Origin of the sequence: Cellulomonas sp. (genome assembly GCF_017744555.1) — a bacterium.
GTDB lineage: Bacteria > Actinomycetota > Actinomycetes > Actinomycetales > Cellulomonadaceae > Cellulomonas.
The window spans coordinates 104,213-124,265 of sequence record NZ_JAGIBD010000009.1; the positions used below are offsets into that span (position 1 = coordinate 104,213).

The 20,053-nt window shown below is 72.4% G+C and carries 20 protein-coding genes and 1 riboswitch; of the genes, 3 read left to right on the forward strand and 17 right to left on the reverse strand.

What is annotated here, in order from left to right:
- Positions 1-28 precede the first annotated feature (28 nt).
- The 7 genes from J7523_RS08330 to J7523_RS08360 form a co-directional block, all read right to left on the reverse strand.
- Positions 29-406 (reverse strand): SHOCT domain-containing protein, encoded by a 378-nt coding sequence (locus tag J7523_RS08330; RefSeq protein ID WP_291884769.1) that lies wholly within the window; start codon positions 404-406, stop codon positions 29-31.
- A 191-nt stretch (positions 407-597) separates the two neighbouring features.
- The gene (locus tag J7523_RS08335) at positions 598-744 is read right to left on the reverse strand and encodes a hypothetical protein (protein ID WP_203755657.1); all 147 of its coding nucleotides are present in this window, start codon (positions 742-744) and stop codon (positions 598-600) included.
- 17 nt (positions 745-761) lie between these two features.
- Positions 762-836, reverse strand: a riboswitch (cyclic di-GMP riboswitch).
- 251 nt (positions 837-1,087) lie between these two features.
- Entirely contained in the window at positions 1,088-1,606 is a 519-nt protein-coding gene (locus J7523_RS08340) for a GyrI-like domain-containing protein (protein ID WP_291884778.1), read from the reverse strand.
- A gap of 135 nt (positions 1,607-1,741) precedes the next feature.
- The gene (locus tag J7523_RS08345; protein WP_291884781.1) at positions 1,742-1,912 is read right to left on the reverse strand and encodes a CsbD family protein; all 171 of its coding nucleotides are present in this window, start codon (positions 1,910-1,912) and stop codon (positions 1,742-1,744) included.
- 104 nt (positions 1,913-2,016) lie between these two features.
- Positions 2,017-2,439, reverse strand: coding sequence for an SRPBCC family protein (locus J7523_RS08350; RefSeq protein ID WP_291884783.1), 423 nt, complete (start codon positions 2,437-2,439; stop codon positions 2,017-2,019).
- Positions 2,440-2,521: 82 nt separating this feature from the next.
- Complete coding sequence (locus J7523_RS08355) at positions 2,522-3,517, reverse strand: RDD family protein (RefSeq protein WP_291884785.1); 996 nt, start codon at positions 3,515-3,517, stop codon at positions 2,522-2,524.
- Between the two features lie 53 nt (positions 3,518-3,570).
- Positions 3,571-4,203, reverse strand: coding sequence for a TetR/AcrR family transcriptional regulator (locus tag J7523_RS08360; protein WP_291884787.1), 633 nt, complete (start codon positions 4,201-4,203; stop codon positions 3,571-3,573).
- 95 nt (positions 4,204-4,298) lie between these two features.
- Between J7523_RS08360 and J7523_RS08365 the strand changes: the two genes are divergently transcribed.
- Positions 4,299-5,390, forward strand: a complete 1,092-nt coding sequence (locus J7523_RS08365) for an epoxide hydrolase family protein (RefSeq protein WP_291884789.1) — start codon at positions 4,299-4,301, stop codon at positions 5,388-5,390.
- A gap of 34 nt (positions 5,391-5,424) precedes the next feature.
- On the opposite strand, the gene J7523_RS08370 is transcribed toward J7523_RS08365, so the two are convergent.
- Positions 5,425-6,003, reverse strand: a complete 579-nt coding sequence (locus J7523_RS08370; protein WP_291884793.1) for a 1-acyl-sn-glycerol-3-phosphate acyltransferase — start codon at positions 6,001-6,003, stop codon at positions 5,425-5,427.
- Positions 6,004-6,143: 140 nt separating this feature from the next.
- Here J7523_RS08370 and J7523_RS08375 point away from each other — a divergent pair, with 140 nt between their 5' ends.
- Positions 6,144-6,731 carry a DinB family protein gene (locus tag J7523_RS08375; protein ID WP_291884796.1) on the forward strand — a complete coding sequence of 196 codons (588 nt, stop codon included), beginning with the start codon at positions 6,144-6,146 and terminating at the stop codon, positions 6,729-6,731.
- 113 nt (positions 6,732-6,844) lie between these two features.
- Here the strand turns inward: J7523_RS08375 and J7523_RS08380 are convergent, their stop codons facing one another.
- From J7523_RS08380 to J7523_RS08395, 4 genes are all read right to left on the reverse strand, one after another.
- Positions 6,845-9,133, reverse strand: a complete 2,289-nt coding sequence (locus J7523_RS08380; RefSeq protein ID WP_291884799.1) for a glycoside hydrolase family 3 N-terminal domain-containing protein — start codon at positions 9,131-9,133, stop codon at positions 6,845-6,847.
- A 94-nt stretch (positions 9,134-9,227) separates the two neighbouring features.
- Positions 9,228-10,085: a carbohydrate ABC transporter permease gene (locus J7523_RS08385; RefSeq protein WP_291884861.1), complete on the reverse strand. Its 858-nt coding sequence runs from the start codon at positions 10,083-10,085 to the stop codon at positions 9,228-9,230.
- Positions 10,086-10,126: 41 nt separating this feature from the next.
- Entirely contained in the window at positions 10,127-11,158 is a 1,032-nt protein-coding gene (locus J7523_RS08390; protein ID WP_291884802.1) for a sugar ABC transporter permease, read from the reverse strand.
- Between the two features lie 5 nt (positions 11,159-11,163).
- On the reverse strand, positions 11,164-12,477 hold the full coding sequence (locus J7523_RS08395) for an extracellular solute-binding protein (protein WP_291884805.1): 1,314 nt from the start codon (positions 12,475-12,477) through the stop codon (positions 11,164-11,166).
- A gap of 141 nt (positions 12,478-12,618) precedes the next feature.
- Between J7523_RS08395 and J7523_RS08400 the strand changes: the two genes are divergently transcribed.
- Entirely contained in the window at positions 12,619-13,605 is a 987-nt protein-coding gene (locus J7523_RS08400) for a LacI family DNA-binding transcriptional regulator (protein WP_291884864.1), read from the forward strand.
- A 160-nt stretch (positions 13,606-13,765) separates the two neighbouring features.
- Here the strand turns inward: J7523_RS08400 and J7523_RS08405 are convergent, their stop codons facing one another.
- From J7523_RS08405 to J7523_RS08425, 5 genes are all read right to left on the reverse strand, one after another.
- Positions 13,766-15,025 carry an FAD-dependent oxidoreductase gene (locus J7523_RS08405; RefSeq protein ID WP_291884810.1) on the reverse strand — a complete coding sequence of 420 codons (1,260 nt, stop codon included), beginning with the start codon at positions 15,023-15,025 and terminating at the stop codon, positions 13,766-13,768.
- Positions 15,022-16,083, reverse strand: coding sequence for a semialdehyde dehydrogenase (locus J7523_RS08410; RefSeq protein WP_291884813.1), 1,062 nt, complete (start codon positions 16,081-16,083; stop codon positions 15,022-15,024). The genes J7523_RS08405 and J7523_RS08410 overlap by 4 nt, the downstream gene beginning before the upstream one ends.
- A gap of 104 nt (positions 16,084-16,187) precedes the next feature.
- Positions 16,188-17,054, reverse strand: a complete 867-nt coding sequence (locus tag J7523_RS08415; RefSeq protein WP_291884817.1) for an NAD(P)-dependent oxidoreductase — start codon at positions 17,052-17,054, stop codon at positions 16,188-16,190.
- Positions 17,055-17,071: 17 nt separating this feature from the next.
- Positions 17,072-18,019 carry an aldo/keto reductase gene (locus J7523_RS08420; RefSeq protein WP_291884821.1) on the reverse strand — a complete coding sequence of 316 codons (948 nt, stop codon included), beginning with the start codon at positions 18,017-18,019 and terminating at the stop codon, positions 17,072-17,074.
- A 73-nt stretch (positions 18,020-18,092) separates the two neighbouring features.
- Positions 18,093-20,021: a penicillin-binding transpeptidase domain-containing protein gene (locus J7523_RS08425; RefSeq protein ID WP_291884867.1), complete on the reverse strand. Its 1,929-nt coding sequence runs from the start codon at positions 20,019-20,021 to the stop codon at positions 18,093-18,095.
- Positions 20,022-20,053 lie beyond the last annotated feature (32 nt).

Consider the following 20,053-nt stretch of genomic DNA (forward strand, 5'->3'; position numbering starts at 1 on the left):
GCCGGCCCGGGGCAGGTGGGTGGACGGGTCAGGCGAGGGCCTTGGCCTTGAGCTGGTTGAACTCGGCCTGGTCGATCACACCGGCGTCGAGCAGGGCCTTCGCGTCGCTGATGTGCTCGGCGGGCGACTTGCCGGCCACCTCGCGGATGTACGAGTCGGTGTCGGCCTTGGCCTGCCTCACGGCGCGCCCCTGGCGCTCGGCCATCCCGTTGCCGCGCGCGATCACGTACACGAGCGCCGTGATGAACGGGAAGACGATGAGGAAGACGATCCAGACGGCCTTCCACCAGCCGCTGAGCGTGTGGTCACGGAAGAGGTCGGTGAGGATCTGGAACAGGATCACGAGATAAGCGAAGAACACGAACCACCAGATCAGCAGCCAGAACCAACTCCAGAAGCTGTCCATGCGACCTTCTCTCGGTTGCGAGCCGCCCCGAGTGGCGAGCCCGGTGATTCGGAGGCTAGCCGAGAACCGCACGAACGACGCAAGAGGGGCGCACCGGAGAAGTCGGACGTCGTCGTTGCCCGGACGTGCGAGAACGCCGGCCCCCGACGATGGGGACCGGCGTTCTCGAGGTGCTGTGGTGCTGCTCGCCCTCAGGCGGCGAGGTGCTCGCGCTGCGCGGGCACCAGGTCCGAGACGCTGCGGTGCGCCGCGAGCTGCGCCCAGGCCTGCAGGCGCGCCGTGGGGAGGACGAAGGGGGTGTTCGGGGTGGGGTCGACTGAGAAGCCGCGCTGGTCCATGAGACCGTCCTGTCCTGTTCGGTAGCCCGGCTGACCTCGTGGGTCCCGTGGCTTTGCGTCCCCTCCTTGCGGAGGGTTTGCCGTTTCGCTGACAGAGCCGACATTAGAGCAAGATGAGACCTCGCGGAAGCGGTTCAACGGCACAAACTCGGACATCCGTCCACTTTCACCCGCTCGGGCGGATGCCGCCCGTGTCCAGCGCATATGCCTGAAACGCCTGGTCATGGTCACGATTCCACCTGCGCCGACACCTCCTGGGCCCAAGTGTCGACACTCTCGGACGTCACCCGGACGGCCCAGCGGCAGGTGAACCGTGTCACGAGTTCACCCGCTGCGGCGGCCCTCACGTGGACGGGACGTCCGCCAGCCGGAACGCCAGCTGCGTCTCCCACCGGGACATGTCCGGCTCGACGCGCGGATCGGTGAGGAGAAGCTCGAGCCGTGAGCCCCACGCGTCGCCGTCGGGCGTCTCGTGCCGATCCCACACCCACCCGTGCGCGTCGCCGTACGCCAGCAGGTCGGCGGTCACCTGCACCAGCTCGTCCGGGTGGCCCACGTGGGTCGTCACCGCGTACGTCCCCGCGGGCAGCACGCCGGGAGCCACGTCGCCGCCCGGCTGCGCGATCGACTCGTCGACCGGCACCCCCGCCTCGACCAGCAGCTCCCGCTCCATGTCGATGACGTGGTACCGGAAGAACGGCGGCCCGGCGGGCGCGAGCGAGTGGGCGTCCATCCACGCCAGCACGTCCGGCAGCCGGTCGGCCACCTCGGAGAACGTCGACATCGTCACCGACCGCCTAATGCCCACGTACGGGACCTCCGGCCGCGAGACGAGCACCGGTACCGACACGGACCGCTCCATGGCGCCTCCCGTCGACGTGGCGCCCCCCAGCGCCGGGCACGAGCCCGGTCGAACGCTACGACCACCGGCGCTCACGCACCAGGGACGCACGACGGCCCCCGTCGGACGACGGGGGCCGGACCGGGGACGTGCCGACTACTTGAAGGCGTCCTTGACGTCCTCACCGGCCTGCTTGATGTTCGCCTTGGCCTGGTCCACCTTGCCCTCGGCCTCGAGGCGCTCGTCGTCGGTCGCCTTGCCGGCGCCCTCCTTGAGCTTGCCCTTCGCCTCTTCGGCGGCATTCGAGATCTTGTCGTCGAGACCCATGCGTGTCACCTTCCGACCGTCGGTGGGGGCCTTCTACCTGACCCTCCAGAGCGTGCCCACGACGTTATGTCGGAGGCGGCGAGGCCGCATCCGGAGGTCGGCCGTCAGCCCGTCACGGCCTCCGCCAGCGCCTCGAGCATCTGCCGGTACATCGCCGAGGAGTGCTCCGCCTCCTCCTGCGACGCCGCGTTGTCCTGCACGAGCGTGACGGTCGTGCCGTCGTCGTGCTCGTCCAGCGTGAACGTGAGGTGGTGGTAGCTCTCGGGCACGTCGGGCTGCCCGCTCATCGGCGAGAAGTGGCTGTACCGCAGCAGGCGCGGGCGCTCGACCTGCTCGACGGTGCCGTGGTCGCGGAACTGCTTGCCCTGGAACTCGCCCTCGAACACGATCGGGTCGCCGACCTCGTACGTGCTCGTGACCGTCGCGCCGAGGAAGAACCGGGCGTCGGGGTCGACGAGCGTGCGCCAGACGTCCTCCGCTCCCGCCGCGATCGTCGTGCGTGCGCGTGCCACGTGGGTTCCCGTCATGATGCTGCTCCCTCCGGACGGGTCGCCGCCGGCTGCGGTGCCTTCCGTGCGACGGTAACCACGGCGCGGGACGGCCGCCCGTTCAGCCGCCCGTGCGGGTGGACGAGGTCCGCTCGACGGGGCACACCTCGGTGGTGGTGCCCGGTGGCGTGAGGCTCGCCGTCCACCGCCAATGCGGGCCGACGCCTGCGACCGCATCGGCCGGCACACGGATGCTCCAGTCGTCGGCGAGGTTCGACACCCCGACCTCGCCGACGAGCGCCCCGTTCTGGACGGTGCCCGTGCGTGTGACGCGGAACGCGCCGTCGTCGGACGCGACCGTGGTGGACAGCACGGTGCCGTCGGGCGGGACGACGTCCTGCGCGAACGTCCACGTGACGGACAGGTCGTCCGCCGGCTGCGCGTCGCGCGTGACGCCGAGGCGCGGCGTCGAGCCGGAGGTCCACCACCGCAGGTCGACCAGCTCGACCCCGGCCTCTTCGGCCTGGGTCCCGGTGCACGCGAACGACCCGCCCGCGTCGGACCCCGTGGTCCCGCCGACGGAGAAGCCGACACCCGCCGCGCACACCACGGCGGACGCCGCGGTCCAGACGTCGATGCCACGGACGCGCGGCCCCGGACGCCCGCGCACCACGTCGGTGGCGGCGGCGCTGTCGGCGAGCGTGCGGCGGCGCTCGTTCCACAGGGGACGCAGGTAGCCGATGTAGCAGATGGCGTCGAGGACGTGCGCGACCTGGCGCCCGAGGGTCCGCAGCACGCCGACGGGCCGTCCGGTGCCCTCGTGGACCACCTGGATACCGACGAGCCGCTTGCCCGGGGTAGCTCCCGTGAAGGCCTGCAGGAGCAGGAGCAGGGCAAGGGTGACGACGACCGTGCGGCCGACGGGCACGGTGTCGTCCTGCGAGAACGAGAGCCACCACGAGACGCCCTGCAGCCGGCCGTCCACCAGGTAGGCCGTGCCCGTGAGGATCGCGGAGTCGAGCAGCGCGGCGACGACCCGGCTCCCCCACGACGCCAGCTCAGGGGTGTCGACGTCGCCGACGAGCACGTCGCCCGGGGTCTGGTCGAGGATCGTCACGGCCGAATCGTGACAGGTCGGACCAGGTCAGCGGGCCGTTTTCACAAGGCCGATCACGGGCGGGGCACCCAGCGCGCACCGAGCTCGGCCGCGGTCGGCGCCGGGCCCGGCAGCGGGCCGGTGGCGGCCTGCGGGCGCAGGGCGTCGAGCAGCAGCGTGAGGTAGCGGTCGCGCAGGACGGCGGTGCGGGCGGGGTCGTCGAGGCGGACGGCGGTGATCTGCTCGAAGACCATCGCGAGGTCGGTGGTCTCGAGGTCGTCTCGGACGACACCGGCGGCCTTCGCCCGGTGGAAGATCGCGTCGCCGCGGGCGGTCGCCTCGGCGGCGAGCTCGCCGAGCTCCGGGGTGGGGGTGAACGTGCCGGCGAGGTGGACGGTCAGCGAGTGCACGTCCTGCGCGATGACGCCGCGGACGAACGCGTCGAGCTGCGCGGCGGGGTCGTCGATCCGCTCGGCCTCGTCGGCCGCCTGGATGAACCGGCGCAGGCCGTCGGCGCACAGGGTCGCCAGGAGGTCCTCCTTGCCCGCGTAGCGGCGGTACAGGGCGCTGACGCCGACGCCGGCCTCCTGTGCGACGGCCGCGATCGGGGCGTCGGGCGTGCGCATGAAGACCGCGCGGGCGGCCTCGAGGATCAGGTCGTCGTTGCGGGCCGCCTGGGCGCGGCGGCCGCTGAGGGGCGTCGTCATGCGGTCGACGATAGCACTGGACCGGAATGCTTCGTTCCGTTAGTCTCGAACTGCCGCGGAACGATGCGTTCCGTTCCGATTGAATGGAGGTCACCATGTCCCGCACCGAGATCCGTCCCTTCCGCGTCGACGTCCCCCAGGCCGAGCTCGACGACGTCGCCGACCGCCTCGCCCGCACCCGCTGGACCGACGAGCTCCCGGACGCCGGCTCCGCCTACGGCGTGCCCGTCACGCAGGTCCGCCAGTGGGCCGAGCACTGGCAGCACCGCTTCGACTGGCGCGCGCTCGAGGCCCGCCTCAACGCGTACCCGCAGTTCACGACGGAGATCGACGGTCAGCAGATCCACTTCCTGCACGTCCGCGCGCCGCAGCCGTCCGGCACGGCCCTCCTCCTCACGCACGGCTGGCCCGGGTCGGTCGTCGAGTACCTCGACGTGATCGACCCGCTCACCGCCGCCGGCTACGACCTCGTCGTCCCGTCGCTGCCGGGCTTCGGGTTCTCCGGCCCGACGACCGAGGCCGGCTGGGAGGTCCACCGCACCGCGCGCGCCTGGGTCGAGCTCATGGCGCGCCTCGGCTACGCGCGCTACGGCGCGGTCGGGAACGACGGCGGCTCGATGATCTCCCCCGAGGTCGGCCGCCTCGACCCCGAGCACGTCGTCGGCGTGCACGTCACGCAGCTGTTCTCGTTCCCGTCCGGCGACCCCGCCGAGCTCGTCGACCTCACGCCCGAGGAACAGGCGGGGATCGAGCACCTGCAGTGGTTCTGGGAGAACCTCGGCGCGTTCAACGTGATGCTGTCGCAGTCGCCGCAGACCGTCGCGCACGGGCTCGCCGACTCCCCCGCCGGGCTGCTCGGCTGGAACGGGCAGCTGCTCGTCGGGCTCGACGACGACTTCGTCGTCGCGAACGCCGCCGTCTACTGGTTCACGCGGACCACCGGGTCGTCCGTGCGGTTCTACCGGGAGATGGCGCACACGACGACGCACCCGTCCGGACCGACGACAGCCCCGACCGCGCTCGCCGGGTCGACGAACGACTTCCTGTCGATGCGGCGGTTCGCCGACCGGGACCACGCGAACATCGTGCGGTGGAACGTCTACGACACCCCCGGGCACTACGCCGCGCACCAGGCACCCGACGTGCTCGCGGGCGACGTCGTGGCGTTCTTCGACGGGCTGCGCTGACCCGCGCGGCGGCGCGGGGCCGCGGCGGGCGACGTCAGTCCCCCGACAGCTCCTCGCGCAGCCGCGGCTCGGTCCGGCGGGACGGCACGGCACCAGACTTGTCGGCGTAGAACGCCCGGATGACGTCCATGTCCGCGCGCACGTCACCCGTGAGCCGGATCGTCGGGCCGAAGCCCGTCGTCCTCGTCGTCCGGTCCACGTAGCCGAGCGTCACCGGCAGGTCGCACGCGCGCGCGATGCGGTAGAACCCGGACTTCCAGCCGTCGCCGGACCGCGTGCCCTCGGGCGTGACGACCAGGTAGAACCGGTCCCCCGCCGAGATCCGTGCCACGAGCTCGTCGACCAGCCCGGCCGGGTCCCGACGGTCCACCGGGATGCCGCCCAGGCCACGCATGACCGGACCGGCGACCCCCTTGAAGAGGGTGTGCTTGCCCAGCCACTTGAACCGCAGGTCGCCCTCGCCGCCGATCGCGAGCATCAGCACGAAGTCCCAGTTCGACGTGTGCGGGGCACCGACGAGGATCCCGGCACCGTCCTTCGGGAGGCGCTCGGTCACCAGGTTCCACCGGCTCACGCGCCAGTAGGCGCGGGCGAGGGTGCGGCGCAGGCTCATCGATCGATCACCGCGCGACCGTAACGGGTCGCCGGGCCCGTCGGCTCCCACGCACGCTCCCGGGCGCGTCGTCCTCCCGAGGCGTGGGACGACGGTCTCGACGGGCGGCCTGTCACAGGGGTGCGGCAGAGTGGCTGGGCATGGACGAGAAGGAGACCCTCCACAGCTACCTCCGGATCCGCCGCGACGACCTGCTGCGCAAGCTCGACGGGCTCGGCGAGTACGACGTCCGGCGACCCATGACGCCGACCGGCACCAACCTGCTCGGGCTCGTGAAGCACGTCGCGAGCGTCCAGGTCGGGTACTTCGGCGAGACGTTCGGGCGGCCCTTCGACTTCCCGATGCCCTGGTACGACGACGGCGCCGAGCCCGACGCCGACATGTGGGTACCCGCCTCCGAGTCACGCGCCGACATCCTCGATCTGTGGCAGCGGTCCAACGCGCACACCGACGCGACGATCGAGGCGCTCCCGCTCGACGCCGTCGGGCACGTGCCGTGGTGGCCGCCCGAGCGCGAGCAGGTCACGCTGCACCAGATCCTCGTGCACATGGCCGTCGAGACCGCGCGGCACGCGGGCCACGCGGACATCGTGCGGGAGGGCATCGACGGCGCGATCGGGAACGGGCCGGGCGACCCGAACATCCCCGGGAAGACGGGCGACGACTGGGCGGCGTACTGCGCGCGGATCGACGCCGCCGCCCGCGAGGCCGCGGCCGAGGCCCGCTGACGGGACTCGGCACAGACGGCAGACCCGGATGAGCCGACCCGCCCGGTCGGCTCATCCGGGTCGCCCGCCCGGTCGGATCATCCGGCCAGCCCGCCGGACGATCCTCGCGGGCCTCAGGCGGGCAGGACCTCCGCACGCGACCAGCGCTCGTCGGCGATGGTCACGTAGTGGACGTCGCCCACGACGGTGACGGCGGTCTCGGTCTCGCGTGCGGAGCACGACGGGCCGACCCACAGCTCGACCCGGCCGGGCTCGACGATCCGCTGCAGGTCGCGGTCCGCGAACGCGAGGCGGGTCGTCGGGACGGTGAGCTCGACGACCGCGCTCTGGCCGGGCTCGAGGTGCACGCGGCGGTACGCGAGGAGCTGCGCGACGGGTCGCGTCACGGAGCCGACGACGTCACGCCCGTACAGCTGGACGACGTCGTCGCCCGCACGCTGCCCGGTGTTGGTGACCGTCACGCGGGCCACGACCTCGCCGTCCGAGCGCACCTCGGGGGCGGCCGTCAGGTCGGTGTGCGTGAACGTCGTGTACGACAGTCCGTGACCGAACGGCAGCGCGGGTGTGCTGCGCAGGTTCGTCACGTCGCCGTCGCCACCGAGCTGCGGGTGCAGGTAGGAGAACGGCTGCGCGCCGGCCGACCGCGGCATGCTCACGGGCAGGTGGCCGGACGGGTTGACGCGGCCGCTCAGCACGCCGGCGATCGCGTTGCCGCCTTCCTCGCCCGGGAAGAACGCCTGCAGGACGGCGGCGCAGCGGTCCAGCGCCCAGTCGACCGCGTACGGGCGGCCGGTGATGAGCACGAGGACCACGGGGGTACCGGTCGCGAGCACGGCCTCGACGAGCTCGCGCTGCACGCCCGGGAGCTCCAGGTCGTCGCGGTCGCAGCCCTCACCGACGGTGCCGCGACCGAAGAGGCCCGCGTGGTCGCCGACCACGAGCACGGCCACCTCGGCGCGTGCGGCGGCCGCCACGGCCTCGTCGAACCCGCTGCGGTCGTCGTCGTCGACCGCGCAGCCCTGCGCGAAGACCAGGTCCGCGGCGGGCAGCTCGGCCGCGAGGGCCTGCCACACGGTCGGGACGTCGATGCCGCTCTCGACACCGGGGTGGTGCGCGAGCACGTGGTTGACGAACGAGTAGCAGCCGAACAGCGCGGCCTCACGGTCGGCGTTCGGGCCGATCACGGCGACGGTCGCGGGACCCGCGGCCAGCGGGAGCGTCCCGTCGTTCGACAGCAGCACGACGGACTCCTCGGCGAGCCGAGCCGCGATGCGGCGGTGCTCGGGTCCGTCGAGGTCGACCTTGCTGGGCGGCTCGTCCTCGAACGTGGCGTCGAGGAGCCCGAGCTGCTGCTTCTGGACGAGCGCGCGCAGCACGGCCCGGTCGACGAGCGCCTCGTCGACCTTGCCGGCGCGGACCGCCTCGGCGAGCGGCGTGAGGTACGCGTCGCCCGTCGGGAGCTCGATGTCGACGCCCGCGGCGAGCGCCTGACCCGCGGCCTCGCCGAGGTCGGCCGCGATGCCGTGCAGGATCTGCAGGAACGCGACACCGAAGTAGTCGGCGACGACCGGGCCCTCGAAGCCCCACCGGTCCCGCAGGATGCCGGTGAGGAAGCGCGGGTCGGCCGCCACGGGGATGCCGTCGATCTCGTTGTACGACGACATGACCGACGCGGCCTTGCCGTCGAGCAGCGCCATCTCGAACGGGACCAGCAGCACGTCCTCGACCTCGCGCGGACCGGCGTGCACCGGCGCGAAGTTGCGGCCCGCCTGCGACGCCGAGTAGCCGACGAAGTGCTTGAGCGTCGCGTGCACGCCCGCCGACTGCAGGCCCCGCACGTACGACGTGCCGAGCGTGCCGACCACGTACGGGTCCTCGGCGATGCACTCGTCGACCCGGCCCCACCGGGGGTCGCGGATGACGTCGAGCACCGGGGCGAGCCCCTGGTGGATGCCGAGCTCGCGCATCGAGCCGCCGATCACGGCGCCCATCTCGGTGACGAGCTCCGGGTCGAACGACGCACCCCACGCCAGGGGCGTCGGGAACGTCGCGGCACGCCAGGCGTTGAGCCCCGTGAGGCACTCCTCGTGCACGAGTGCCGGGATCCCGAGCCGCGTCTCCCGCACGAGCTTGCGCTGCTGCTCCCACAGCGTCCGCGCCCGCTCGACCACGTCCACGGGTCGCGTGCCGTAGGCCCGGGTCACGTGACCCAGGCCGTTCAGCGTCGCGGTGTCCAGCCCTCGCTCGACGGTGAACTCGCCCTGCAGCGGGGCGACCGTCTCGCCGTCGCCCTTCTCCCAGAACCCGACGATCTGGGCCAGCTTCTCCTCGAGCGTCATCCGTTCGAGGAGGAGCCGTGGCCTGTCGGCCACCTGGTCGGGGGAAAGCTGGAGATCCGTCACGGATCGACTCCTTTTGAGCACGACGTACTGGTGGGACCCGTGCGCGCGCGACCAGCGGCCGCGCGCCGCACGGTGAGAGGGGCCTTGTCCCCGGTCAGCCCTTGACTGCGCCCTGGAGGCCGTTGACGATCTGCTTCTGCATCGCGAGGAAGAAGATCAGGGCCGGGATCATGGCCAGCGACGTGAACGCGAAGACGCCGGCGATGTCGGAGGAGTGCTCCGAGGAGAAGTCGGCGACGCCGAGCGGGAGCGTCTTCATCTTGTCCTGCAGCAGCAGCAGCGGGAGCAGGTACGCGTTCCACGAGCCGACGAACGCCAGCACGCCGACCGTGACCATGCCCGGCTTCGACAGCGGCAGCAGGATCCGCCAGAAGAACCCGATGCGGGACGCGCCGTCGAGCAGCGCGGCCTCCTCGAGCTCGTTCGGCAGCGCCTGCAGGAACGGACGCAGGATGACGACCGTCACCGGCAGCGCGAACGCGGCCTGCGGGAGTGCCACCGCCCACCAGGTGTTCCCCATGTGGAGGTCCTTGGTGATGAGGATGAACAGCGGGATGATCGCGACCGTCACGGGGAACAGCAGACCCATCACGAAGACGAGGAAGATCGCCTCGCGGCCCTTGAACTTGTAGCGCGCCAGGGGGTACGCCGCCATGATCCCGAAGACCACCACGAGCGTCGTCGTGATGACGGCGACCGCGGCCGAGTTGAACGCGTAGCGCCAGAAGTTCGGGTTCGTCAGGACGCCGACGTAGTTCTTCAGCACCCACGGGTCGGGCAGCGCCGCCGGGTTCTCCGCGAGCTGTCCGTTGGTGCGGAAGCCGCTGAGCACGCCGTACAGGACGGGACCGAGGGTCAGCGCGACCACGACGAGCGCGATGGCCCAGACGAGCGGGGTGCCGCCCTCGAGGGAGGTCTTCTTCTTGGTGAAGCCCTCCTCCTTCGCCGTCATGGCGATGTGCGGCTGCTTCGACGGCGACACGGTTCCGGCGCTCATCGCTTCTTCCTTCCACGGGCATCGGACAGCGTGTCGCGGCTCAGGATGAAGCGCTGGTAGAGCAGCGCCGCGACGAGCGAGACGACGAAGAGGATCACGGACGCCGCCGAGGCGATGCCGAAGTTGGACCGCTTCGTGCCCTCGGTGATGAGGAACGTCGCCATCGTGTTGGTGGCGTTGGCCGGGCCGCCGCCGGTGAGGATCCACACCATGTCGAACAGCTGCAGCGAGCCGATCATCGACAGGAAGGCCCACGTGCGGATGGTGGGGCCGAGCAGCGGGATCGTGATCCGGCGCTGCACCTGCCACCAGCTCGCGCCGTCGATCTGCGCGGCCTCGTAGAGCTCCTCGGGCACGCTCTGCAGGCCGGCGAGGAAGAGGATGATCGCCAGACCCAGGTACTTCCAGGTCAGGACGAAGATGACGGTGGCCAGTGCCCACTTCGGGTCACCCAGGAACCCCTGCTCCGGGCCGTGCAGGCCGATCTTCGCCAGCATCGTGTCGACGACGCCGTACTTCGGCTGGAGCAGCTGGAACCAGATGACCGACGCGATGACCTCGGCCAGCACGTACGGCACGAAGATGAGGGTCCGCAGCTGGTTCTGACCCCGCATCTTGCGGTTGAGCAGCAGCGCGATCGCGACACCCAGCGGGAGCTGGATGAGGATCGAGGCCACCGCGATGATGATGTTGTGCTTGAACGCCTCGATGAAGACGTCGTTCTGCAGCACACTGACGTAGTTCTTCAGTCCGACGAAGTCGACCAGCGGGCCGTAGCCCTTCCACCGGTAGACCGAGAACTGGACCGCCTTGATGATGGGCCAGACCACGAAGAACAAGAACAGGAGCAGGGCGGGCGCCGTGAAGAAGAGGATCTCCAGGCGCTTGCGGACAGCCGGGCCCATCCCACGGCGCCCGCCCGCGGCCGGGGCCGCCGGCCGCGCGTGAGCGCGACCGGCAGCCTCGACCAGGGTGGACGTCGCAGGCGAGGCGGAGGCGCCCACGGGGGCGTTCGCTTCGTCTGCCACGTCGATCACTTCTCCGCGTCAGCCGCGGCCTGCGTGGCGTCGACGATGTCCTGCGGGGACGCCTGACCGGCGAACATCAGGGCGATCTCGTCGTTCATCGCGCCACCGACGGAGGCACCGAACGCCGTGTCGAAGTACAGCTGGACGTACGGGGCCGCGTCGCGGACCTTGAGCAGGCTGGCCAGCGCCGGGTCCTTGACGTACTGCGACGCCGTCGGGTTGGTCGGCAGACCCATGTCCTGCTCGGCGAAGCCCTTCTGGACCTTGTCGGACAGCAGGTAGTTCACGAAGTCGACAGCAGCGTCGGGCGCGTCGTTCGACACGGCCCACGCGTCGCCGCCACCGAGAGCAGCCGTGGCCTCACCCTTGTCGCCGGGGAACGTCGGGAACGGGAACCAGCCGGTGTTCTCGCCGAGGCCCTTGCCGTCCTCCGTGAGGCCCTGCATGACGCCGGGCTCCCAGTGACCCTGGAGCTCGGTCGCGACCTTGCCGGTGGCCAGGAGGCCCGAGGCGGAGGTGGCGCCGGTCTGGGCCGGGGTGGACAGGAAGCCGGAGTTGAACGGCTCGGCCTTGAGGATCGTCTGCAGGTTCTCGCCCGCCTTGACGAAGCACGGGTCGGAGAAGTCGAGCGTCTTGACCGACTCCTGGAGCGTCGACTCGGAGCACGCGCGCAGGGCCGTGTAGTACCAGTAGTGCGCGGCGGGCCACTTGTCACCGGCGCCGACGGAGATCGGCTCGAAGCCGGCCGAGGCACCGGTCGCCTTCAGCTTGGCGATGTCCGCGGCGAAGTCCTCCCACGTGGCGGGGGGCTCGGTGATGCCGGCCTGCGCCCAGAGCGCCTTGTTGTACCAGAAGCCGACGACGCCGAGGGAGAACGGCAGACCGTAGGTCTTGCCGTCGACCTGCCAGCCCGCGACCGAGCCACCGATCTTGTCGATGGACTCCTTGGCACCCTCGGAGATGTCCTTGGTGATGCCGGCGGCGACGTGGTCCTTGAGCTCGCCGCCACCACGCTCCATGTAGATGTCGGGCGTGTCGCCGGACTGGAACGCGGCCTCGAGCTTCGTGACCATGTCCTCGTGCTGCATCGCGGAGATCTCGATGTGCACGCCGGGGTGGTCGGCCTCGAAGTCCTTCGCGACCTGCTCGTAGTACCCCTTGCCGGGGTCGGTGTTGCTGTTGTGCCACCAGGTGATGGTCGTCTCGCCACCGCTGGTCGAGTCGTCGTTGCCTTCTGCGTCGCCGCCGGAGCTGCAGGCTCCGAGCAGGGCGAGGCTCATACCCAGCGCCAGGGCGCCAAGGACGGGTGTCCTCTTCATCTTCGAACTCCTCGTCGTCACTGAGAGGGATGGACGCCGCAAGGTTGACAGCCTCCTGGGCGCATGTCAAAAACGTTATCGAGAACGTTATCGAACCGTTGCGTTATGCTCACCGGCGTGGAGCCGATCCCCCGCGTGAAGATGGCCGACGTCGCCCAGATCGCCGGTGTCTCCGTCGCGACCGTGTCCAAGGTCGTGAACGGTCGCTACGGCGTCGCCCAGAGCACGCTCACGCGGGTACAGGAAGTCATCGACCAGCTGGGCTACGAGACAAGCCTTGGTGCCCGTAGCCTGCGCAGCTACCGGACGAACGTGCTCGGCATCCTCGTCGCGGAGTTCGAGCCGTACAGCACCGAGCTCCTCAAGGGAGCGTCCGGCGCGGTCGGTCCCACGGGGTACGAGCTGCTCGCGTACTCGGGCGGCGGGGCCGGCGGAGCGGACGTCGGGTGGGAGCGCCGGTACCTCTCGCGGCTGTCCGGGACGCTGATCGACGGCGCCGTCATCGTCACTCCAACGGTCGTCGAAGCCGTGCCCGGCGTCCCCGTCGTCGCGGTCGACCCGCACACCGGTCCGTCCGGTTTCCCGACCGTCGACGCCGACAGCTTCGGGGGGGCCGTGCTCGCCACCGAGCACCTCCTGAGCCTCGGCCACCGCCGCATCGGCTTCCTCGGCGGACGCCCCGACCTCGAGTCCGCCAGCCTGCGCGAGTCCGGCTTCCGGCACGCCATGGCCGCCGCCGGGGTCGAGGTCGACGAGGCGCTCGTGCTCGTCGGTGGCTACCGCCCGGAGACCGCCGACCAGCCGGCCCACCAGCTGCTCTCGATGGCCGAGCCGCCCACCGCCGTGTTCGCCGCGAACGACCTCTCCGCGATCCGCGTCATGGAGGTCGCCCGCTCGCTCGGGCTGCGTGTGCCGGAGGACCTGTCCGTCGTCGGGTTCGACAACGTCCCCGAGTCCGCGATGGCGACACCGCCGCTCACCACGATCAGCCAGCCGCTGCAGCAGATGGGTGCCGAGGCCCTGCGGATGCTCGTCGACCTCATCGACGGCAAGGAGCGCTCGACGCACAGCCGGCTGCCGACCGCGCTCGTCGAGCGCTCGTCGTGCGCACCGCCGCGCACCCGCTGAGGCCTGCCCCATAGGTCAAGGATCGGTGAGATCCCTGTGCGTCCGAACGGGTGAAAGCGTTCGGTCCCGCCATCGGCGCACCGGGATCACGCAAAGCGGGTGGATCCGGGCACGTCGACGCCGTCGCTCCGGAGCAACTTCACCCGCGCGACGCGCGTGATCACGCCCGGACGGCGACCGCGCGGTGCCGTGGGGTGTGCGCCGCCCTGGCCGACCGGGCGCGCGCGAGCGCGAACGGGATGCGCGCCGCGCGTGACGGCGAGGGCATGAACCGCAGGAAGAACCCGAGCCGCAGCAACCACGCGGCCCAGCCGGTGATCGGCACGCCGTAGAGGCTCGCGATGCCGCGCCCCGTGCCGAACGACGCCGCCGAGCCGAGGCCCAGGTAGCGGAACGGTCGCCCCGGCCGGTCCCGCAGCGTGCGTGCGACGTTGCGGCCGACCCGGTCGCCCGCCTTGATCGCCCACAGGGCGTTCGCCGGGACGGGCAGCCCCGTGCGGGGGTGCTGCACGGCGGCGGCGTCACCGGCGGCCCAGACGTTCGACGGGGGCCGGGCGCCGACCGGCGTGACGCGCAGGTCGCGCTGCGTGAGGAGGCGGCCGCGGGCGTCCCGGGCGAGCGGCTCCAGACCAGGCAGCGGCACCGGACGCTGGCCGGTGGTCGCGAGGACGGTGCCCGCGGGGATGGTCGAGCCGTCGGACAGCGTGACTCCGTCGTCGTCCGCGGCCACGACGCGCGTGCCGGTGCGCACGTCGACGGCCAGCCGCGACAGCTCGGCGGCGCACCGGGCGGCCAGCCTCGGGTGCTCGTCGTGCAGCGCGGGGACCACCCGGTCACCGCCGTGGACCAGCACCACCGACGGCGGCAGGGCCGGGCCGACGCGGTCAGCGAGCGCCGCGGCGAGCTCGACACCCGCAAGCCCGCCGCCGATCACGACCACGGGGCGGCCGTCGTCCCCCGCCGTCGCGGCCTGCTCGGCGAGCGCGCGCAGACCACCCGGTCGGCGCAACGTGACGGCCCGGTCGACGAGCCCGGCGACCGCGTCGAGCGGTTCGGCCGCGCCCGTGCCGACGACGAGCGCGTCGTACCGGACGCTGTCCTCGGCAGACCCGTCGACGGGTGCGTACGTGACCGCCTGGCGGTGCAGGTCGACGTGCCGGACGCGGGCGTGCAGCACGCGGGCACGCGGCATGGCCTCGACGAGCGGCGTCTGCGTGAGGTGCGCGGGCAGCCGGCCGGCGGCGACCTCGCCGGTGAAGCCGTGGAAGTTGTGCACGTCGTCCGCGCTCACGACGACGATCTCGACCTGTCCGCGACGCACGGCGCGGTGCAACCGGCGGACGATCGCGCCGTACGCGTGCAAGGTGACGTACCCGCCACCGAGCAGGACCACCCGGCGGGGCGTCCGGTCGTCGCTCATCGCACACCCGCCACGGGTCTGGTCTCACGCACCGTGGCCGGCCGTCCGAACGACGTCGCCGGCGCCGCCGCGAACCCGTGCCGCGCGAACCGGGCGGCGAGGTGCCGCACGTGGTCGACCTGGTCGAGGGTCGGCACCCCCAGCGAGAAGTGGCCGCGGTGCCCGTCGAGCCCGAGCAGCGCCGTCTCCGCGAAGCACGCGTACGCGCGGCCCTGCGGCAGGCCGATGTTCCCGCCGCGCAGCCGCAGGTCCGGCACGGCGACGACGCCACCGTCGAGCACGGTCACGTCGGGGCGCTCGTCGAGCAGCGTCGGCGAGGTGTTGCGCGGCTGGGTCGCGTCGAGGACCAGCGCGCCGGGGGCGAGGTGCTCGGCGCGCAGGAGCGCGTCGGCGGACGCGGTGAGCAGGACGACGACGTCGCTCCCCCGCACGTCGTGCAGGTCCGTCGACACGGCGGTCGGGACGCGGCGGCTCGTCTCGGCGGCGAGGTGGTCGAGCTTCGCGGCCCCGCGGGCGACGAGCAGCAGCTCGTCGACGGACCGCGACCGCGCCAGCAGGCGGACGAGCGTGGTGCCGACGCTGCCGGTCGCACCGACGACCGCGACCCGGCGCCGGTCGGACTCGCCGAGCAGGGCGAGCAGCTGGTCCTCGACGACGGCCGCCGTGTAGGCGTTGCCGTTCGTGACGCCGACGTCGCCCCGGTCGCGCAGCGTCACACCACCGGCCGTGACCGTCGCCGTCAGGGCCCCGAGCCCGACGACGCCCGCACCGAGCCGCACCGCGTGGTCGATCGCGCGCTCGACCCGGGACCGGCCCTCGTGCGGCTGCGCCAGCAGGTGGCGCGCCCCGAACGGCACGAGCACCACGTGGCCGACCGGCTCCGGACCCTCGTCGGCCAGGTGCACTCGGGCCATCGAGACGGGCGGCAGCGGCAGCCTCCGCACGGCCCGCTCGACGACACCTTCCGGCAGGCGGCCGAGCGGGCGCCACACGCGGGCGAGGTCCTCGGCGATGCGCGCTCGGGGATGGACGAGGAACGCGAAGGGGACGGCGCTCATGAGGGCTCCAGGCGGGAGTCTGCGGGAGTGCGTCCCCGGGCGGGTCGCACTCCCTCAAGGGGCGCGACCTGGAGCCCTGATACCGGCGCGAGCGGGTGAGGCCGTCAGACCTGCGCGCCCGGCAGGCGCGACCGCCACGTGTGCTGCGGGTCGTAGCCGAGCAGGCGGCGGGCCTTGTCGATGCTCAGCAGCGTCTCGTTCCCCTCGATCGGCCGGCGCACCGGCACGTCCGGGAAGTGCTCCGCGACCAGGTCGGCCGACGGGACGCCGAGCACGTTGTCCGGCGACGCGATGATGAACGCCTCGAACCCCGTGAGGTCGCTCTCGAGCGCGAGCCGCACCGCCAGCGCACCGTCGCGCGCGTCGATGTAGCTCCACAGGTTCCAGATCCGGTCCTTCGCCGTGAACTGCGGGAACGCCCGGTAGTCCTCGTCGACCATGACGTTCGAGAACCGCAGCCCGATGAGCTTCGCCTGCGGGTCCCAGCGCGTGAAGTGGCGTGCCATCTCCTCCTCGACGGCCTTGCCGAGCGAGTACGTGCTCTCCGGCCGGACCGGGTACTCCTCGTCGACCGGGACGTACGGCGGCGGCGTCTCGAACGGCAGCCCCAGCACGGTCTCGCTCGACGCCCAGACGACGTTGCGGATGCCCGCCCGGCGCGCAGCACTGAACACGTGGTGCGTCGCGACGACGTTGTTCGCGAACGTCGCACCGCTCGGCCTGAGCCCCGGCGCCGGGATCGCCGCGAGGTGGACGACCGCGTCGACGCCGTCGTACCGGTCGTCGATCCCGGTCAGCGCCTCCGTCACCTGGCCCAGGTCCGTGAGGTCCACGAGCGTGAACCTCGCCGGCTGGCCCGGCGGCGGCGGGACGACGTCGACGTTCACGACGTCCCACCCGTGCTCCGCCAGGTGCTCGACGACCGCCCGGCCGAGCTTCCCGCTGCCACCCGTCACCACGACACGACTCATGTCGTCGACCGTAACCCTCAGTCGGCGTCCAGCCAGACGTGCGCCGGCGGCAGGAGCGCCTCGAGCTCCGGCCACATCGCGTCCGGCACGGCCGTCGTCGCCGCGTCGACCGTCTCCGCGATCCGCTGCGGACGGCTCATGCCGACGATCGTCGACGCGATCCGCTCGTCGCGCAGCGAGAACTGCAGCGCCGCCGTCGCGATGTCCGTGCCGTAGGCGGCGCACACCCGGCGCATCTGCTCGACCGCGTCGAGCACCTCGGGCGGTGCGGGCCGGTAGCCGTACGTCGTCGGGCCGCCGTCCTGGCTGGCCAGGATGCCGCCCCCGTACACCGCCGCGTTGAGCACGCCCATGCCCTGACGCAGCGCCTCCTCGATCAGGGGTCCCGCGCTGCGGTCGAGGAGCGTCCAGCGGTTGTGCACGAGCAGCACGTCGAACACCCCCAGGTCCAGGTACTTCGCGATCTCCTGGACGCGGCCGCCTGCGAGCCCGATCTTGCCGACGGTCCCCTCCTCGCGGAGCCGGACCAGCGTGTCCACCGCGCCGCCCGGGGCCGACAGCTCGGCGAAGTCGTGGAACTCCGGGTCGTGCAGGTGGACGAGCGGCAGGTGGTCGAGGCCGAGGCGCTCGCGGCTCTCCTCGACCGACGCGCGCACCCGGTCGCCCGAGTAGTCGGACCCCTGGGGGTCCACCTTGGTCGCGAGGACGACGTCGTCCGGGAGGCCGCCCGCGCGGGCGAGCGCCTCACCGATGCGCCGCTCGCTCTCGCCCTCGCTGTACCCGTTCGACGTGTCGATGAACCGGATGGGGCTGTCGAGCGCCGCCAGCACCGTGGCGATGCCGTCCTCCGCCGGGGTGTCGCGGCCGAACAGGCGGGGCATGCTGCCGAGCGGGCCACCGCCCAGACATACCGCGGACACCTGCAGGCCGGTCGCGCCCAAGGGGCGGATCCAGGGACGCGTCATCGCGAGCTCCTTCGTCGTCGGGGGTCCGCCCATCCCATCACGCCCGGCCTGCGTGCCTCGTCGGTCCCGCGGGTCAGCCGGCCGCCCGCAGGAACTGCTCCAGCAGCGGCCCCGCGGTCGTCGACCCGTAGTCGCCCACGTCGACGAACACCGCCACGGCCAGGTCGCCGTGCACCGCGATCATCCACACGTGGTTCTGCAGGTTGCCGTCCTCGCCGAACTGCGCGGTCCCCGTCTTGGCGGCGACCTCCGGTGCGGGCACGTCCTGCAGGAACGTCGCACCGCCCTCGGTCACGACCGCCCGCATGAGCCCCTGGAGCGTCTGGGCCTCGGAGGCGGTGAGCGGGACCGCAGGACGCGGGCTCGCGGTCGGCGACACGGAGCCTTCGTCCGTGGCGGACGGCGACGGGCCGTCGGACCCCGACGTGTCCTCCGCGGGCGTCACGAGGTGCGGCGTGACGGTGTGGCCGGCCGCGACCGAGGCGGCGACCGACGCCATGCCGAGCGGCGACGCGAGGATGCGGCCCTGCCCGATCATCGACGCCGCGTGGTCCGTCCCGTCCGAGTCGGCCGGGACCGCGCCGAGGAACGCGGCGAACCCGAGGTTCGCGTCCGGCACCAGCCCGAGCGAGCCGGCCGCGTCGATGAGCGCGTTCTGGTCGGCCTGGTCGCGCGCGCCGATGAAGGCCGTGTTGCACGAGTTCGCGAACGCGGTCCGCAGCGGCACGTCGCCGAGCTTGTCGGTGGGGTAGCCGGGGAAGTTCTGGAACGCACGGCCGTCGACCGTCGTGGTCGCCGGGCACGACACCGTGCTGTCCGGCGTCAGACCGCTGCGCAGCAGCGCCAGCGTGGTCGCGACCTTGAACGTCGAGCCCGGCGCGAACTGGCCGAGCGTCGCGGTCGACTGACCCTCCCCGCCCGGGCCGCTCGCCGCCGCGAGGACGTCACCGGTCGACGGGCGCAGCGCGACGATCGCGCTCGCGGGACCGACACCGGCGAGGATGCCCTCCGCGGCCTGCTGCAGGGCCGGGTCGAGCGTCGTGGCCAGCGGCGTGCCCGCCACGGGCTCCTTGGTGAACAGCTGCCGCTTGGCGACACCGTCCGCAGGGACCGCCTCGATGGTGATGCCGGGCACGCCGCGCAGCTGCGCGTCGAACTGTCGCTGCAGCCCGCTCAGTCCCGCGAGGTCGCCGGCCGCGACCGCGCCCTTCGACTTCTCGACGATCTCCGCCGTCGCCGGGCCGACCGAGCCGAGGATCGGCCGGGCGAACTGCCGTGTCGGCGCCAGGGGCAGCTGGTCGGGCACCGCGGTCGCACCCGGCGCCGTGGTCAGTCGAGGGATGTCGTAGGCGGGGTCGCCCTGACGCACCGTGATGGCCTCGACGAACGCCTTCGGTCCGGCGGCCGCGACCTTCGCCGCGTACTCGTCGGCGTCCAGGCCGAGGCCCGCCGCGAGCCAGCGGGCCGCGGTGTCCTGCCCGGTCGCGTCCGTGCGGGTCTTGTCGACGCCGAGGTGCAGCACGGGCCGCGGCTCGACGATCACCGCGCCACCGGCTCCGAGCACGTTCGCCCGCTCGGCCCGGACCCGGGTCGAGGTCAGCTTCTCGCCCGCCATCAGGTCGGGCGCGAGCAGCGCGGGCGTCCACGCGACCCGCCACACGGACTCGTCGTCGGCGTCGCGCGTGAGGTGCGCGGTCGTCGTGTACGTCCAGTCGTCGTCCGTGTCGTCGACGTCCCATGTGAACGCGAGCGTCGCCGTCGCGGTGTCGGGGTCGTCCTTCGGGCTCTCCGTCGCCGTGGACCTGACCTTGGGCTCGAGCGGGTCGAGCCCCTCGAACGCCGCCGTCCGCGCCTCGGTGGCCGACGCCGCGTCGCCCGAGCCGTCCGTGAACTCGACGTCGGCGAAGCTGCCCGACGCGAGCGCGGCGGCGAGCGTCTTGGCCGCCTCCTGCGGACCGGGCGGCTTCGACGAGCACGCGCCGAGCCCGGCGACGGCGAGCACGCCCGCCGTGCCGGTGTCGGGGTCGTCCTTCG

Coding starts and splice junctions, on each gene's coding strand:
- J7523_RS08405 (WP_291884810.1), bottom strand. CDS start 15,025: ATGAGCGACGACCGGACGCCCCGCCGGGTGGTCCTGCTCGGTGGCGGG.
- J7523_RS08410 (WP_291884813.1), bottom strand. CDS start 16,083: ATGAGCGCCGTCCCCTTCGCGTTCCTCGTCCATCCCCGAGCGCGCATC.
- J7523_RS08335 (WP_203755657.1), bottom strand. CDS start 744: ATGGACCAGCGCGGCTTCTCAGTCGACCCCACCCCGAACACCCCCTTC.
- J7523_RS08345 (WP_291884781.1), bottom strand. CDS start 1,912: ATGGGTCTCGACGACAAGATCTCGAATGCCGCCGAAGAGGCGAAGGGC.
- J7523_RS08375 (WP_291884796.1), top strand. CDS start 6,144: ATGGACGAGAAGGAGACCCTCCACAGCTACCTCCGGATCCGCCGCGAC.
- J7523_RS08370 (WP_291884793.1), bottom strand. CDS start 6,003: ATGAGCCTGCGCCGCACCCTCGCCCGCGCCTACTGGCGCGTGAGCCGG.
- J7523_RS08365 (WP_291884789.1), top strand. CDS start 4,299: ATGTCCCGCACCGAGATCCGTCCCTTCCGCGTCGACGTCCCCCAGGCC.
- J7523_RS08385 (WP_291884861.1), bottom strand. CDS start 10,085: ATGACGGCGAAGGAGGAGGGCTTCACCAAGAAGAAGACCTCCCTCGAG.
- J7523_RS08395 (WP_291884805.1), bottom strand. CDS start 12,477: ATGAAGAGGACACCCGTCCTTGGCGCCCTGGCGCTGGGTATGAGCCTC.
- J7523_RS08340 (WP_291884778.1), bottom strand. CDS start 1,606: ATGGAGCGGTCCGTGTCGGTACCGGTGCTCGTCTCGCGGCCGGAGGTC.
- J7523_RS08360 (WP_291884787.1), bottom strand. CDS start 4,203: ATGACGACGCCCCTCAGCGGCCGCCGCGCCCAGGCGGCCCGCAACGAC.
- J7523_RS08330 (WP_291884769.1), bottom strand. CDS start 406: ATGGACAGCTTCTGGAGTTGGTTCTGGCTGCTGATCTGGTGGTTCGTG.
- J7523_RS08400 (WP_291884864.1), top strand. CDS start 12,619: ATGGCCGACGTCGCCCAGATCGCCGGTGTCTCCGTCGCGACCGTGTCC.
- J7523_RS08420 (WP_291884821.1), bottom strand. CDS start 18,019: ATGACGCGTCCCTGGATCCGCCCCTTGGGCGCGACCGGCCTGCAGGTG.
- J7523_RS08350 (WP_291884783.1), bottom strand. CDS start 2,439: ATGACGGGAACCCACGTGGCACGCGCACGCACGACGATCGCGGCGGGA.
- J7523_RS08415 (WP_291884817.1), bottom strand. CDS start 17,054: ATGAGTCGTGTCGTGGTGACGGGTGGCAGCGGGAAGCTCGGCCGGGCG.